The following is a 15,315-nucleotide window of genomic DNA, read 5'->3' as shown; positions in this document are numbered from 1 at the left end:
AGAACCCGGACCCGGGCCTCACCGGGACGCCGACGGAGAACCCGAGCCCTGGCCTCACGGGGTCCCCGACCGAGCCGGCGGCGTCTGACCCCCCAGGGCCCCCGGGACTGGGGGACGCCCCAGGGACCCCGCGACCGGGGCTCCAGAACCAGCCGGACCGCCAGCACGCGGCGCTCCCTGGGACTCGGGCGGAAGCGGCGCCTGCGACGTAACCGGCCCGGCAGGCCCCGCCCGTGCCCTGACCTCCGCCGTGAACGGCCCCCGCCCCGAGGCCGCCGTCAGGTCCGAGATCTCGCCGACCATCACGCACCGCACGAGCCGCACGCCCTGGTCCCGCGCCACCCTCTCCGCCCGGGCGCAGGCCACCACGGGACCGTCGGCCCAGTGATCCGCCGCCGCGAGCGCCGCGAGATCCGCGCCCCCGGCCGCCCGATGCCGTACGACGACGGCCTGCCCGAGGGCCAGCACGACCCCGAACACCACGCACAGCACCGCGATGGCCCCGACACTCCAGACGGTGGCAGAACCACGGTCCGAACGGGTGGCGACGAGGTGGACACCGGCCAACCGGGCAACAGCGCGGCGGGCACCGCTGAGGCCGGCCGCAACCCCGCGCTCCGCGGATCCGCTCCTCGTCGAACCGCCGCTCATCCTCCTTCCCCCACCGTCTCCTCCGCCCATGCCACGGCCTCCTCCCGCACCTCGAAGGGCAGGCCGTGCAACGCGGGCGGCTTGGCCACCACCCTCACGCGGACCCGGTCACCCTCCCGGGCGACCGTCACCTGCGCGTCGCGCGGTGCCGTGGCCCGGGCCACCCGGACGACCGCCTCGGCGGAGTCCTGGCGGGCCGCCGCGCGGGCTCCTGTTCTGGCGGCGTCCACGCACTGGATCTGCGCGGCCACCACGAGCAGCCCCCACACCAGCGCCATCGCGAACATCACCAGCACGGGCAGCACCATGGCCGACTCCGCCGTCACGAACCCCTGATCTCCCGCCCGTTCACGCCTTCGCATCGAGCGCCCGTTTCACGATGGCCTGGAGTTCCGCGCTGACGGCCCCGCTCGTCACCACCTTGTAGAGCACTACCGCGAACGCCACCGCCGCGACGATCCCCATCGCGTATTCGGACGTCACCATCCCCCTGTCCTCGCGCACCGACCGCGCCCCGCTCATCGTCCTGCACACCAGGGCACATACCCGCGCCCATACCGCCTTGTACATCTCAACCCCCGTAAGGATCAGTCCTGTTGAACAACCGCCTGACTTGCTCGTCCGCCGGATCACCGGCCGTCGACCGTCATCGCCCACCCCCTCCCAGCACTCCACCCGCGAGCCCGATCACGATCGGCAGCACGCCGACGGCGATGAACGCGGGCAGGAAACACAGCCCCACCGGCGCGGTGACCAGCACGGACGCCCGCCGGGCCCGTGCCGTCGCGGCGCGCCCCCAGTCGGCGCGGGCGTCCGCCGCGAGCGCGCCAGCCGGTCCGGCCGCGGGCAGCCCGGTCACATCGGCGCGTTCCAGCAGCCGCGCCAGCGCCCCGGCGCCCGGTGTCGAGGCGAGCCTCCGCCAGGCCTCGCCCGGTTCGCCGCCGAGCCGTACCTCCGCCGCCCCGCGCGCGAGCCCCTCCCCCACGGGACCGCCCAGCGCCTCACCCACGGCCTGTGCCGCGATCACGGGACCGGCGCCCGCCGCGATACAGGCGGCCAGCAGGTCGGCGGCGAGCGGCAGTTGCCGGGCCGCCTCGCGCGCGTCGGCCTCTTCGGCACCCACGCCGGCCGTCTGCCGTAGCCGCCACCGCCACAAACCCGCCGCGACGACCAGCCCGACCACGAGACCGGCGACTCCGCCGACCAGCACCCACCCGGCGCACCCGACGCCGACCACGGGCAGCCACCGCCGTACGAGATCCCGAACTTCGAACCGCGGGCCCTCGGCCGTGGCCTGCGCAGCGGGCAGCAACTCCCCGAGCCGCCGCCGCACTCTGCGCTCATGCCGCACCGCCGCGGCCCACCGGGTGAGCCAGGCGATCACCAGTGCCGCCCCTGCAACCGCCCCCAGCCTGTGGACAACTTCCGCGCTCATGCCGCCTCGGCTCCCCGTACGATCCGCGTCGCCCACCACATCCCGACGCCCTCCAGCAGGCCGCCGACCAGCAGGCAGCCCAGCCCGGAACCGGTGTGCAGAAGGACGTGCAGGGGATCGGCACCGAGGGCGGCACCGAGGCCCAGCCCCAGCACCGGCAACGCGGCGAGCATCCACGCCGTGGACCGGGCTCCCGCCAACTGAGCTCGCAGATCTGCCCGTTGGTCCCGCTCGGACCGCAACGCCCCTTCGAGCCGATCGAGCCCGGCCGCGAGCCCCGCGCCCTGGTCCACGGCCACCCGCCAGCACGCGGCAAGCCCCGACAGGCCCTCGGCCCCAGGTCGCCGAGCCGCCGCCGCGAGCGCCCCCGGAACATCCCCACCGAACCGGGCCGCCGCCAGCACCGCAGCCTGCGTCTCCCCGAGCCCACCGAACTCCGGCGCTCCAGGACCGAACCCACCCGATCCGGCCCCACCGACCCCCGCGCCTTCGAACTCCCGCACAGCCCGCACCAGCGCCTCCCCCGGCTGCCGCCCCGCCCGCACCTCCCCGGCGACCATCGCGCACAGCGCGATCACCTCGTCCGTCCGCCGCTCACGCACCCGGCGCTCCGCCCGGGCCAGCCGCACCCGCCGCAGCAACGGCACCCCGGCGGCCCCCGCGACGACCGGCAGCACCGAGGACCCCAGCACCGCGATAACCAGCCCTGCGACCACCGCCCACCACTCGAACCCGAGTCGCCCACGAACCTGCCGCAGCTCCCCCACCAGACGCCGCCACGGCGGAGGCCCGACCCCCACCACGCCGCCACCCGCCAGCAGCACCTGCGCCCGCCGCGCCCCCGAACGCCGCCCGCCCCACAGCCACACGGCCACCCCGAGGCATCCCACGGCCACACCCGTCGACCCCACCGACATCTCCCCCATTCCGATCACCACGTCCTCCCGCCGTCCGAGCCGTCTCGTCGTCGTTCCGTCGCACCGAGCCCGCCCACATCAACCGCGCTCCCCCGACGGCCCCCGCATCCCAGCCCCGAGCAGCCCTCGCAGCCGCTCCCACCCCCGCTCGTAAGCGAACGCCTCCGCTCCCCAACGCAGCGCCGGCACCGTCCGCACCAGCCCCGAGGAGTCCCGCTCCAGCACCCGCACCTCGGCGATCCGCCGCCGCCCGGCCCGGTCACGCACGAGATGCAGGACGACCGACAGCGCGGCCGCCAACTGGCTGTGCAGCGCGGCCCTGTCGAGCCCGGCCGCCGTCCCCAGCGCCTCGAGGCGGGCCGGTACGTCGGCCGCCGCATTGGCGTGCACGGTCCCGCAGCCGCCCTCATGGCCCGTGTTCAACGCGGCCAGCAGATGCACCACTTCGGGCCCGCGCACCTCACCCACGACCAGCCGGTCGGGCCGCATCCGCAGCGCCTGTCGCACCAGGTCCTCGAGGGTGACGAGCCCTGCGCCCTCCTGGTTGGCGGGTCTCGTCTCCAGCCGTACGACGTGCGGATGGTCAGGCCTGAGTTCCGCCGAGTCCTCCGCGAGCACGATCCGTTCGCCCGGCCCGACGAGCCCCAGCAGCGCGCTCAGCAGCGTCGTCTTTCCGGTGCCGGTCCCACCGCTGATGAGGAAGGACAGCCGCGCGTCGAGCAGCGCCCCCAGCACCCGGTCTCCGCCCGGCGGCACCGTGCCGGCCGCGACCAGTTCGTCCAGCGTGAAGGCACGCGGGCGTACGACTCGCAGCGACAGACAGGCGCAGCCGACGGCGACCGGAGGAAGCACCGCGTGCAGCCGGGTCCCGTCCGGCAGCCGCGCGTCCACCCAGGGCCGCGCGTCGTCGAGGCGCCGCCCCGCCACCGCGGCGAGCCGCTGCGCGAGTCGTCGTACGGCAGCCGCGTCCGGGAAGGAGACGGCGGTCAGTTCGAGTCCGCCGCCCCGGTCCACCCAGACCCGGTCCGGCGCCGACACCAGGACATCCGTCACCGACGGGTCGGCGAGCAACGGCTCCAAGGGCCCGCTGCCGACCAGCTCGGACCGCAACCGTTCGGCGGCGCCCAGCACTTCGGCGTCCCCGAGCACCCGTCCCTGCTCCCGCAGCGCCTGCGCCACACGGGCGGGCGTCGGTTCGGCCCCGCTCTCGGCCAGCCACTGCCGTACGCCGTCCAGCAGCCCGGGAGCCATGTCCGCACCGGTCGTCGAGGAAGCCGTACGACCACCGACCGGGGCGGCCCGCAGCCCGCTCGCACCGACCGGCACCTCACCCGACCGCCGCCGCTCAACGGAACCCGCTACCGAATCATCCGACCGCCGCTGCACCGAACTTGTCACCGAGACACCCGACCGCCGCCGCTCCACCGAACCCGTCACCGAATCACCCGACCGCCACACCTCGGCAGACCCGTCCCCCGCGCCGTCCGCCCGCTCGAACCCCGAGAACGCGCTCATGCCGCTCCCGCCTCCGCCAGCGCCCGATCCCAGAACTCCTTGCAGAAGCGGGCGAGCGGCCCCTTTACGGCCGCCCCCGGAGGTGAGTCGCTTCCCCTCGGCCGCTGGAGCGCCGACTCGACGGGCACCTCGCCCACCAGGGGCAGCCCCAGCAGGCGGGCCACCTCACGGTCGTCGAGGCCGGGTGCGTAGGGGCCTCGTACCGCCACCCGCAGGTCGCGCAGCACCATCCCCACGGCGGACGCCATGCGGCCGGCCGCGGCGACGGCGCGCAGTTCGGCGGGGACCACGAGGATCCCGAGGTCGAGCTGTGAGAGGACCTCGGCGACGCCGTCGTCGAGGCGACGGGGCAGGTCGACGACGACGGTGCCGCCCCGGCGACGGGCCGCGGCGAGCACCGCCCGCACGGCCTGGGGCGGGACGGCGACGCGGTCGCCGCGGTCCCAGCTCAGCACCCGCAGTGAGTGCAGCCGTGGCAGCGACTCCTCCAGGGCACCGCCGCCGACCCGCCCGCGCGAGGCGGCGAACGCGGGCCAGCGCAGCCCCTCGGTGCTCTCGCCGCCGAGGAGCACGTCGAGTCCGCCGCCCAGCGGGTCGGCGTCCACGAGCAGGGTGCGCAGGCCCTCACGCGCGGAGGTGACGGCGAGGGCACATGCGAGCGTGGAGGCTCCGGCCCCGCCGCGACCGCCGATGACGCCGACGGTGAGGGCGGGCCGGCCGACGCCCTCGGTGACGTCGGCGATGCGGTCGACCAGCCACTGCTCTCCGTCGGGCAACATCAGGACGTGGTCGGCGCCGATCTCGACGGCCCGCTTCCACACCCCGGAGTCGTCCTGGTCCCGGCCCACGAGCACCACTCCGCGCCGACGTGCGGCGCCGCGCACCCGCTGTGCGGCGTCGTCGCCGACCAGGACGAGCGGGGCGGTCTCCCAGCTTCCTCTGGGCTCCGGCACTCCGTGATGCACCTCGGCCTTCGCCCCGGCCGCCGCGCACAGGCGCAGCAGGTCGTCGAGCAGGCCCTCGTCCTCCGTGACGATCAACGGCCGGCCCGGTCGCCCTCCGGCAGCGGGCTGTCCCTCATGTGTGACGGCTGCGGTCACGGTCTCCATCCCCCTTCGCCGCGCCGCGCGAGGCCTCCACGAGGGCCCGCGCGGCGCCTCTCTCACGCGGCCCCTTCGGCCCCGCGATTCCCAAACATGTGAAGAACCGGCAACCGGACTCCATATGAACGGCCGATACGAACCGGCCAAACACACCCGACTAACCAGAACCGGCCATGAAGTCGGCTGGAGCGGGACGTGTGGGAATCACGGTGCAGCGATCCCGAAAATCGTGTGGATCTTGGTCGATAACTGTGGACAACTCAGCGGTTGTGAATATCGCCGTCACCCATACAGGTGAGGCCTGCAGCGCCTGTGCAAAAATTCCGCAGAGGAGCGCGACGGCTACACACAGTGACGGATCATGGGCAGGCAGAAGAGGCGGCCGAAGCCGCCTCGAGGCGGTCGCGGGACCGCGAACGGAAGAGGAAAAACCCACCCGGACATGCGACGACCCCCACCGGGGGGGAGAGTGGGGGTCGTCTCCACGGCCGACTCGGGGGGGGAGGAGCCGGACCGGGTTAGCACGGTCGCGAACGATCCGTGACTTCCATGGTGTACCCGAGAGCCCTCTCAGGCAAACCCACGCGCCTCACCTTACGCCGAATGGGCTGCACCTATGCTCGGGGTCGTGGAAAACCACTCCTTGCCTCGCACAGCAGCCTTCTTTGACCTGGACAAGACGGTCATTGCGAAGTCGAGCACACTCACGTTCAGCAAGTCGTTCTACCAAGGCGGACTGATCAACCGCAGGGCCGCGTTGCGGACCGCATATGCCCAGTTCGTCTTCCTCGTCGGTGGTATGGACCACGACCAGATGGAACGCACCCGCGAGTACCTCTCCGCGCTCGTGCGCGGCTGGAATGTCCAGCACGTCAAGGAGATCGTGGCCGAGACGCTCCACGACCTGATCGACCCGATCATCTACGACGAGGCCGCCTCCCTGATCGAGGAGCACCACACAGCCGGCCGCGACGTCGTCATCGTCTCCACGTCCGGCGCCGAGGTCGTCGAGCCGATCGGCGAACTCCTGGGCGCCGACCGGGTGGTGGCGACCCGCATGGTCGTGGGCGAGGACGGCTGCTTCACCGGCGAGGTGGAGTACTACGCGTACGGCCCGACCAAGGCCGAGGCGATCAAGGAGCTGGCAGAGTCCGAGGGATACGACCTGGAGCGCTGCTACGCCTACAGCGACTCGGCGACCGACCTGCCGATGCTCGAGGCCGTGGGTCATGCGCACGCCGTCAATCCGGACCGGACACTGCGCCGCGAGGCTCTCGCGCGCGGGTGGCCGATTCTCGATTTCCACCGGCCGGTCCGGCTCAAGCAACGCCTGCCCGGGTTCGCCGGACCGCACCGCCCGGCGCTCGTCGCGGTCGCCGCGATAGGAGCGGCGGCAGCGACGGCAGGCCTCGTCTGGTACGCCAATCGGCGACGGGCGACGGTGGCCTGAGGTGATTCCACCTACTTGACCCCTATTTACGGACAAAAGTAAAGAACGGCGGCCAGGGGTTCCGCTTGCTCCGGTCCAGGAGTACAAAGGGGTTAACGGCCCGCGAGACCAAGGACATCCGAGAGGATCACCTTAGAAACGCATTTGGCCCCACGGACCGAGCATGGACACCGAGCACCCACGCGACGTCGACCCGTCGATTACGGGCCAGCCGCACCAGGTGACGGGCAAAGTTCCCGACCTGATGGGCAATACATCGAGGACGCTTGGTAACCCGGTGAACATGCCAGCGGCGGTACGAGTCCTCGTACCGCCGCAACTCTGTTCCAGGGGGCTTTACGCCGCCCCACGCTGGAGGGCCTCGCACACCGCCGTCGACTCGCGCGCGCCCAGTTCGATCGCACTGCCGCAGTGGGCGATCCAGGCGGCCATGCCCTCGGGGGTGCCGGAGACGTATCCGTCGAGCGCCGCCAGATAGGCCGCACGGCCCAGTTCGGCGTGACCGACCTCCGCCGGGCAGACCGACTTGGGGTCGAGACCGCTGCCGACCAGGACGATCCGCGCGGCCGCGCGCGCGACCAGGCCGTTGCGGGACACGAAGGGCCTGAGGGCGAGGAGCTCGCCCTGCACGACGGCGGCCGACACCAGGGCGGGGGCAGAGCTGCCCGCGATGATCAGCTCGGACAGGCCCTCCAGCCGGCCGGAGACCTCGGCCGCGCCCGGCAGGGGAAGCTCGATGAGCGGCTCGTCGACGGACTCGCCGGCCTGACGGGGACGCCCGATCTCGTCCTCGTCGGTCGCCGCGGCGACCAGGTGCAGCCGGGCCAGCACCCGCAAGGGCGACTGCCGCCAGATGGACAGCAGTTGGCCGGCCTCGGCGGTCAGCCGCAGCGCCGCACCCATGATCCGCGACTCGCCGTCGACGCCGAAGTCGGAGCGTCGGCGTACCTCTTCGAGGGCCCAGTCCGCACCGGACAGCGCGGCCGAGCCGCGGGCGCCGCGCAGGGCCGCCTCGGAGGTGATCTCATTGCTGCGGCGCCGCATGACACGGTGTCCGTAGACCCGGTCCACGGACTTGCGCACGGACTCCACGGACTCGGCCACACCGGGCAGCGAGCCAAGGGCCGCGAGCGGATCGGCGTTCGCGCCTGTCGTACTCATGAGTACGACCCTACGCAACCCAGCCGCATACCCCTCGATGGAGTGGTCTTCTTCACGCATGCGTGTCACATGCAGCTACCTGATGACTACTCTTCGCGAACATGGTGATCGCCCTGGGTGAGCGGCTGCCGTCGATCAAGGAGTACCTGCGCGGCCGGAACCCGCGGATCGCCTCGGCCGCGGAGATGATCAAGACCTTCACGGACGCCGACCTGGGGGGGCGCCTGCTGCCACTCCAGGACGGGAGCGGTGGAGCTGTGCCTGAACCCCCTCGCCCTCCGGCATGTTCACCCGCTTCGACATCACGTTCCTCGTCGCCGAACCGACCCGGATGGGAGTCTCCGTCTATCGCCAGTACAAGGAATACGCCCGCGACTTCGGGGTCGTCCTGAAGGTCGTCGGCAACAAGGTGCAGGGCCGAGACGATTTCGACTTCCTCCGCGCCGAAGTTCGGGACGACCTGCTGGTGACGGTCGGGCACTCCGACTGGGTGCGTGCCCTGGAGCAGGGCCGGCCACCCCGGTTCGCGCTCCTGGGTGCGCTACACCCGGCAGATGGCGCTCTTCCACCTGAAGAACGCCCAGTCCTGGGGCAATGAGCGCACGGGGGCCGACCTGGCCGCGCAGATCGACCCCTCATTCGTGCTCGGCGAGAGTGCGGTGGCGGACACGACGGTCCGAAGCTGCCGCACCGCCTGAGGCGGCGGCACCGTCCGAAGTGACGGCAACCGGCCGACGCCTACTGCCGCTTGGCAGCCGGCGCCCCCGGCACGCCCTTCGGTGCCGGGGCCGGTCGGCCCGACAGGAAGGCCGGCCAGCCCTGCTTCGGTGCCTCGCCGACGCCCAGGGTGCCCAGCTTCTCCAGGATCTTCGGGTCCTGGGCGTCCAGCCAGTCGGCCAGCTGCCGGAAGGAGACACAGCGCACGTCGGGCTTGTTGCACACCTGCTCGACGGTCTCCTTGACGGCGCGCATGTAGGTACCGCCGTTCCAGGACTCGAAGTGGTTGCCGATGATCAGAGGCGCGCGGTTGCCGTCGTAGGCCCGGTGGAAGCCCTTGAGCAGGCCGTCGCGCATCTGGTCGCCCCAGAACTCGTACTTGCGCGGATTGCCCTGGGTCGCGGTGCCGGACTGGTTGACCATGAAGTTGTAATCCATCGTGAGCTGCTCGTAGGAGTGCCCCGGGAAGGGCACGAGCTGCATCGACAGGTCCCACAGACCCTGCTTCTTCTTCGGCCAGACCTGGTCGTTGACACCGCTGGTGTCATAGCGGAAGCCCAGCTCGCGGGCGGCCTTCATGAAGTTCCTCTGGCCCTCCAGGCAAGGGGTGCGGGCGCCGACGAGCTCCTTGTCGTAGTCGAAGGGCAGCGGGGAGGCCTTCGTCATCCCGGTGTTGGTCTTCCAGGACTTCACGAACTTCTTCGCCTGGGCGATCTCGTCCTTCCACTCCGCGACCGACCACTGGCCGACCCCGCCGCCGCTGCCGCAGAAGTGGCCGTTGAAGTGGGTACCGATCTCGTTGCCCTCCAGCCACGCGAGGCGCAGCTGCTTGACGGTGTCGGCGATGCCCTGCTCGTCGTTGAAGCCGATGTCGGAGCGGCCCGGGGAGTGCTGCGGCGGCTTGTACTCGTCGCGCTTGTCCTCCGGCAGCATGTACACGCCGCTCAGGAAGTACGTCATCGTCGCGTGGTTCGCCCTGGCGACCGCACGGAAGTGGGAGAACAGCTTCTGGCTGTCCTCGCCGGCGCCGTCCCAGGAGAACACCACGAACTGCGGGGGCTTCTCGCCGGGCTTGAGGCGTTCGGCTCTGGGCAGGTGAGGCTGCGCTCCGGTGTACGCGGTGGAGCCGTCGCCGATCAGGCGGAACACCCGCTTGGGCGGAGCCTGTCCGGGCTTCGCCTTCTGCGGGCCGGCGGCTCCTCCCTCGAGTTCGGTGCCGGTCCCGCAACCGGCGAGCGAGGCGGCGCAGACCGCGGCGACCACGGCTCCCGCGGCAATCCTGTGGGTGGCGGCCATGTTCCGCCCACCTTCTTCCTTCTCTCGGGGCCAACGACAGCGCCGCCAAGGTCGCATGGGCTCGAGAAGGAATTAGTACGACAAGCCGATGAAATTGCCACTTCACCCATCTAGGTGAGTTGTTAACCCATTTGCCCGTAATGTCTATGCCTGTCCTTTACTCTGCATTACGATCCATTTACAAAGCGTTGAATCATCCCGCCGCTGCACGCCGTGACCCACGGCCGCGACCCGACCCCCGCCATCGACGGGGGACCACCTGTTCCGCGACCGCGCTGCCCCGGAGGAGACGGGAAAATGTCAGCCTGTGTTCCCACCCGCGCCACCGACCCGAGCGACTCGAACCCGACGAGGTGCGTCCACCCACCTCACAGCCCCCCGCCGACCCCGCCCCGCCGCTTCCGCATCGCGGGCGCCGACGTGTCGGCCTCGATCGCGGTCTTCCTGATCGCCCTGCCCCTGTCCCTGGGCATCGCCCTCGCCACCGGCGCGCCCCTCCAGGCGGGCCTCGTGGCCGCCGCCGTCGGAGGGATCGTCGCCGGCCGGCTCGGCGGATCCCCGCTCCAGGTCAGTGGCCCCGCCGCCGGACTCACCGTGGTCACGGCAGACCTGATCCATCGCTACGGCTGGCGTACCACCTGCGCCATCACCGTCCTTGCCGGAGTGGTCCAACTCGGCCTCGGCTGCCTGCGCGTGGCCCGCACCGCACTCGCCGTCAGCCCGGCGATCGTGCACGGCATGCTGGCCGGCATCGGCGTGACCATCGCCGTCGCCCAGCTGCACATCGTCCTCGGCGGCACCCCGCAGAGCTCCGTCCTCGACAACCTCCGGGGCCTGCCCGCACAGTTGGCGCGCGTGCAGCCCGCCGCGGTGTCGGTGAGCGTGCTGACCCTGGCGCTGCTCTTCCTCTGGCCACGCGTCCCCGGCCGGACAGGACAACTCCTGCGCAGGATCCCGGCCGCGCTCGTGGCCGTCGCCGGAGCCACCGCCGCCGCCTCGTTCGCCGGGCTGACCCTGCCCAAGGTCGATCTGCCGTCCTGGAGCAGCCACGCCCTGGCCGGGCTGCCCGAGGGGCCCCTGCTCGGCCTCGTCGCCGCCGTGCTCACCACCACGCTGGTGTGCAGTGTGCAGTCGCTGCTCGGCGCGGTCGCCGTCGACAAGCTGGTGGCCGGACGTCCCGACCTGATCTCCGGCACCCCCGGATCCGGTCGCGGCGCCCGCGTCGGCCGCTCCGACCTGAACCGCGAACTGCTCGGGCAGGGCGCCGCCAACATCGTCTCCGGCACCCTCGGCGGACTGCCCGTCGCCGGCGTGGCGGTGCGGAGTTCGGCCAATGTCCAAGCCGGTGCCGTCAGCCGGAACTCCACCGTGCTGCATGGCGTTCTCGTAGTGATCGCCGCACTGCTGATGGTCCCGGTCCTGGAGTTCATCCCGCTCGCCTCGCTCGCCGCCCTGGTGATGGCCGTCGGCATCCAGATGGTGTCCCTGCACCACATCCGCACGGTGACCCGACACCGAGAGGTCCCGGTCTACGCCGTCACCACTCTCGGCGTGGTCCTGTTCGGCGTCCTGGAGGGGGTGACGCTGGGCATCGCCGTCGCCGTCGGAGTCGCCCTGCACCGCCTCACCCGCACCCGCATCACGCACCATGAGAGGGATGGAGTCCATCACGTCCATGTGCGAGGGCAGTTGACGTTCCTCGCGGTACCCCGACTGAGCCGGGCCCTGCATCTCATCCCCCACGGAGCGGACGCCGTCGTGGAGCTGGACGGGTCGTTCATGGACCACGCGGCGTACGAATCGCTGCAGGACTGGCAGAAGACGCACACCGGCCAGGGCGGCTCCGTCGAGCTGACCGGGCGCAGACCGGGCACGCGCATCGCCGAGCCGTCCGATTCCGCCCACTGCCGCTGCCGTCCCTGGACGCCCTGGCGCAACCACCAGTGTGAGCGCCCGTACACCGCGTCGGCCGCCGGACATCCCGGTGCGTCCGGCGAGCCCGGTGCGGCCCGGGGACCCGGCGCGGGCCGCGAGTCGAGCGGGCACGAACTGGCCCGTGGCATCAGCGCGTTCCAGCGCAACACCGCGCCGATCGTGCGGGGCGAGCTGGCCCGGCTGGCGCGCGAGGGCCAGCAGCCGGACCAGCTCTTCCTCACCTGCGCCGACTCGCGGCTGGTCACCTCGATGATCACCTCCAGTGGTCCGGGCGACCTCTTCGTGGTGCGCAACGTGGGCAATCTCGTTCCGCTGCCCGGCAAGGAGAGCGGGGACGACTCGGTGGCCGCCGCGATCGAGTACGCGGTGGATGTGCTGAAGGTGCGCTCCATCACGGTGTGCGGGCACTCCGGTTGCGGGGCCATGCAGGCGCTGCTCAACTCCGAGCCCGGCGGCACCCGGACCCCGCTGCAGCGGTGGCTGCGGCACGGACTGCCCAGCCTGGAGCGGATGGCCGAGGGCACCCGGTCCTGGGCGAGACTCGCCGGGCGGGCACCCGCCGACGCGGTCGAGCAGCTCTGTCTGACCAACGTGGTGCAGCAGTTGGAGCATCTGAGCGCCCATGAATCGGTCGCCCGGGCCCTGCGGGAGGGGGAGCTGGAGCTGCACGGGATGTACTTCCACGTGGGCGAGGCGCAGGCGTATCTGCTCACCGGGGCGGACGGGGACGGGCTGTTCGACCATGTGGAGGCGGCGACGGACCTGCCGGCGTGAGCCTCGGGGGTGTGCGGCCCGTCGTGGAGGGGCCGCACACCCGCGGAGGGACACCAGGAGCGCCGGGACAGGCCACAGTGTGCGGTCCGCGACAGTCGACGCGCCGCCGCGGCGGGAGTGTGAAAGGCGTTACAGACCCTGAACTCCGCCTGGTCGGCGTACGTGGGTACGGATGACCCGGGCCGCCGGACTCGACGCCCAACAGGTCTAAACCAATTTCAGGTCGACCCTTGTCATCACGCCCCCGGGGTGATGAGCTGTGGCCTGGGACACAACGGACACCCTGGGAAAGGCAGATGCCGTGAGCAACGAAAGCCTGGCCAACCTGCTCAAGGAAGAGCGCAGGTTCGCACCCCCCGCCGACCTGGCCGCAAACGCCAACGTCACGGCGGAGGCGTATGAGCAGGCCAAGGCTGACCGACTCGGTTTCTGGGCCGAGCAGGCCCGTCGACTGAGCTGGGCCAAGGAGCCGACCGAGACCCTGGACTGGTCGAACCCGCCGTTCGCCAAGTGGTTCAAGGACGGCGAGCTCAATGTGGCGTACAACTGCGTCGACCGGCATGTCGAAGCGGGGAACGGCGACCGGGTCGCCATCCACTTCGAGGGCGAGCCCGGCGACAGCCGCGCGATCACTTACGCCGAGCTCAAGGACGAGGTCTCCAGGGCCGCGAACGCCCTGCTGGAGCTGGGCGTGCGGAAGGGCGACCGGGTCGCCGTCTACATGCCGATGATCCCCGAGACCGCCGTCGCGATGCTCGCGTGCGCCCGGATCGGCGCCGCGCACTCCGTGGTCTTCGGCGGCTTCTCGGCGGACGCGCTCGCCACCCGCATCCAGGACGCCGACGCCAAGGTGGTCATCACCACCGACGGCGGCTACCGGCGCGGCAAGCCGTCCGCGCTCAAGCCCGCCGTCGACGAGGCGGTCGGCAAGGTCGACAACGTCGAGCACGTGCTGGTCGTACGCCGTACCGGCCAGGAGGTCGCCTGGGACGACAGCCGTGACGTGTGGTGGCACGAGATCGTCGAGCGGCAGCCGGCCGAGCACACCCCCGAGCCCTTCAACGCCGAGCAGCCGCTGTTCATCCTCTACACGTCCGGCACGACGGGTAAGCCGAAGGGCATCCTGCACACCTCCGGCGGCTACCTCACCCAGACCGCGTACACCCACCACGCCGTCTTCGACCTCAAGCCGGAGACCGACGTCTACTGGTGCACGGCCGACGTCGGCTGGGTCACCGGGCACTCGTACATCGTCTACGGCCCGCTCGCCAACGGCGCCACCCAGGTCATGTACGAGGGCACCCCGGACACCCCGCACCAGGGCCGCTTCTGGGAGATCGTGCAGAAGTACGGGGTGACGATTCTCTACACGGCGCCCACGGCCATCCGTACGTTCATGAAGTGGGGCGACGACATCCCCGCGAAGTTCGACCTCAGCAGCCTGCGGGTGCTGGGGTCCGTGGGTGAGCCGATCAACCCCGAGGCGTGGATCTGGTACCGCAAGCACATCGGCGCCGACCGGACGCCGATCGTGGACACCTGGTGGCAGACCGAGACCGGCGCGATGATGATCTCCCCGCTGCCTGGTGTGACCGCGACCAAGCCCGGATCCGCGCAGACGCCACTGCCCGGCATCTCCGCGACGGTCGTCGACGACGAGGCCAACGAGGTCCAGAACGGCGGAGGCGGCTATCTCGTCCTGACCGAGCCGTGGCCGTCGATGCTGCGCACCATCTGGGGCGACGACCAGCGCTTCCTCGACACGTACTGGTCCCGCTTCGAGGGCAGGTACTTCGCCGGTGACGGCGCGAAGAAGGACGACGACGGCGACATCTGGCTGCTCGGCCGTGTCGACGACGTCATGCTGGTCTCCGGCCACAACATCTCGACCACCGAGGTCGAGTCGGCGCTCGTCTCCCATCCGTCGGTCGCCGAGGCGGCCGTCGTCGGTGCCGCGGACGAGACGACCGGCCAGGCCATCGTCGCGTTCGTGATCCTGCGCGGCACGGCGAACGCCGAGGACGAGAACCTCGTCGCCGACCTGCGCAACCACGTCGGCGCCACCCTCGGCCCGATCGCCAAGCCCAAGCGGGTCCTGCCGGTGGCCGAGCTGCCCAAGACCCGTTCCGGCAAGATCATGCGCCGTCTGCTGCGGGACGTGGCCGAGAACCGCCAGCTCGGTGACGTGACCACGCTGACGGACTCGACGGTCATGGACCTCATCCAGGCCAAGCTGCCGGCAGCGCCCAGCGAGGACTGACCGACTCGTTCATAAAAGGGGGGCGCCCGGCGCGAGAACGCGCCGAGCGCCCCTTTTAGCTAAAGTAAACAAACCAGCGTGACCCTCAAGGTGTGCCGGGA

Annotated in this window: 12 protein-coding genes and 1 pseudogene; 4 read left to right on the top strand and 9 right to left on the bottom strand. The window is 71.5% G+C overall.

The window, feature by feature from the left end:
* Positions 1-54: 54 nt before the first annotated feature.
* The 7 genes from AQJ46_RS52740 to ssd all read right to left on the bottom strand — a co-directional run bounded on the left by AQJ46_RS52740 (position 55) and on the right by ssd (position 5,627).
* Entirely contained in the window at positions 55-651 is a 597-nt protein-coding gene (locus tag AQJ46_RS52740) for an Rv3654c family TadE-like protein (protein ID WP_079072519.1), read from the bottom strand.
* Positions 648-1,013 carry a TadE family type IV pilus minor pilin gene (locus AQJ46_RS33490; protein WP_063803868.1) on the bottom strand — a complete coding sequence of 122 codons (366 nt, stop codon included), beginning with the start codon at positions 1,011-1,013 and terminating at the stop codon, positions 648-650. Before AQJ46_RS33490 ends, AQJ46_RS52740 begins: the two co-directional genes overlap by 4 nt.
* Positions 1,000-1,221, bottom strand: a complete 222-nt coding sequence (locus AQJ46_RS33485; protein WP_059209122.1) for a DUF4244 domain-containing protein — start codon at positions 1,219-1,221, stop codon at positions 1,000-1,002. Before AQJ46_RS33485 ends, AQJ46_RS33490 begins: the two co-directional genes overlap by 14 nt.
* 76 nt (positions 1,222-1,297) lie before the next feature.
* Complete coding sequence (locus tag AQJ46_RS33480; protein ID WP_059209121.1) at positions 1,298-2,086, bottom strand: type II secretion system F family protein; 789 nt, start codon at positions 2,084-2,086, stop codon at positions 1,298-1,300.
* Positions 2,083-3,012 carry a type II secretion system F family protein gene (locus AQJ46_RS33475; RefSeq protein ID WP_059209232.1) on the bottom strand — a complete coding sequence of 310 codons (930 nt, stop codon included), beginning with the start codon at positions 3,010-3,012 and terminating at the stop codon, positions 2,083-2,085. The genes AQJ46_RS33480 and AQJ46_RS33475 overlap by 4 nt, the downstream gene beginning before the upstream one ends.
* 69 nt (positions 3,013-3,081) lie before the next feature.
* The gene (locus AQJ46_RS33470; protein ID WP_059209120.1) at positions 3,082-4,254 is read right to left on the bottom strand and encodes a TadA family conjugal transfer-associated ATPase; all 1,173 of its coding nucleotides are present in this window, start codon (positions 4,252-4,254) and stop codon (positions 3,082-3,084) included.
* 260 nt (positions 4,255-4,514) lie between these two features.
* On the bottom strand, positions 4,515-5,627 hold the full coding sequence (gene ssd / locus AQJ46_RS33465) for a septum site-determining protein Ssd (protein WP_059209119.1): 1,113 nt from the start codon (positions 5,625-5,627) through the stop codon (positions 4,515-4,517).
* A gap of 610 nt (positions 5,628-6,237) precedes the next feature.
* Here ssd and AQJ46_RS33460 point away from each other — a divergent pair.
* Complete coding sequence (locus AQJ46_RS33460) at positions 6,238-7,071, top strand: HAD family hydrolase (protein ID WP_059209118.1); 834 nt, start codon at positions 6,238-6,240, stop codon at positions 7,069-7,071.
* 336 nt (positions 7,072-7,407) lie between these two features.
* On the opposite strand, the gene AQJ46_RS33455 is transcribed toward AQJ46_RS33460, so the two are convergent.
* A complete protein-coding gene (locus AQJ46_RS33455) occupies positions 7,408-8,232 on the bottom strand; it encodes a Fic family protein (RefSeq protein ID WP_059209117.1) in 825 nt (274 codons plus the stop codon).
* Positions 8,233-8,342: 110 nt separating this feature from the next.
* Between AQJ46_RS33455 and AQJ46_RS52735 the strand changes: the two are divergent.
* Positions 8,343-8,930, top strand: a pseudogene (locus AQJ46_RS52735) (ATP-binding protein); the annotation flags it as partial.
* Positions 8,931-8,970: 40 nt separating this feature from the next.
* On the opposite strand, the gene AQJ46_RS33445 reads toward AQJ46_RS52735, so the two are convergent.
* Positions 8,971-10,245, bottom strand: coding sequence for a hypothetical protein (locus AQJ46_RS33445; protein WP_059209115.1), 1,275 nt, complete (start codon positions 10,243-10,245; stop codon positions 8,971-8,973).
* Positions 10,246-10,542: 297 nt separating this feature from the next.
* Between AQJ46_RS33445 and AQJ46_RS33440 the strand changes: the two genes are divergently transcribed.
* Together AQJ46_RS33440 and acs are read left to right on the top strand one after the other, a co-directional pair.
* Positions 10,543-12,954, top strand: coding sequence for a bifunctional SulP family inorganic anion transporter/carbonic anhydrase (locus tag AQJ46_RS33440; protein ID WP_059209114.1), 2,412 nt, complete (start codon positions 10,543-10,545; stop codon positions 12,952-12,954).
* A gap of 301 nt (positions 12,955-13,255) precedes the next feature.
* Positions 13,256-15,214, top strand: coding sequence for an acetate--CoA ligase (gene acs, locus AQJ46_RS33435; RefSeq protein WP_059209231.1), 1,959 nt, complete (start codon positions 13,256-13,258; stop codon positions 15,212-15,214).
* Positions 15,215-15,315: the final 101 nt, after the last annotated feature.

Source organism: Streptomyces canus (genome assembly GCF_001514145.1).
GTDB classification, from domain to species: Bacteria; Actinomycetota; Actinomycetes; order Streptomycetales; family Streptomycetaceae; genus Streptomyces; species Streptomyces canus.
Note: the sequence above shows the minus strand (reverse complement) of the source record. Positions and strands in the feature narration are given on the sequence as shown.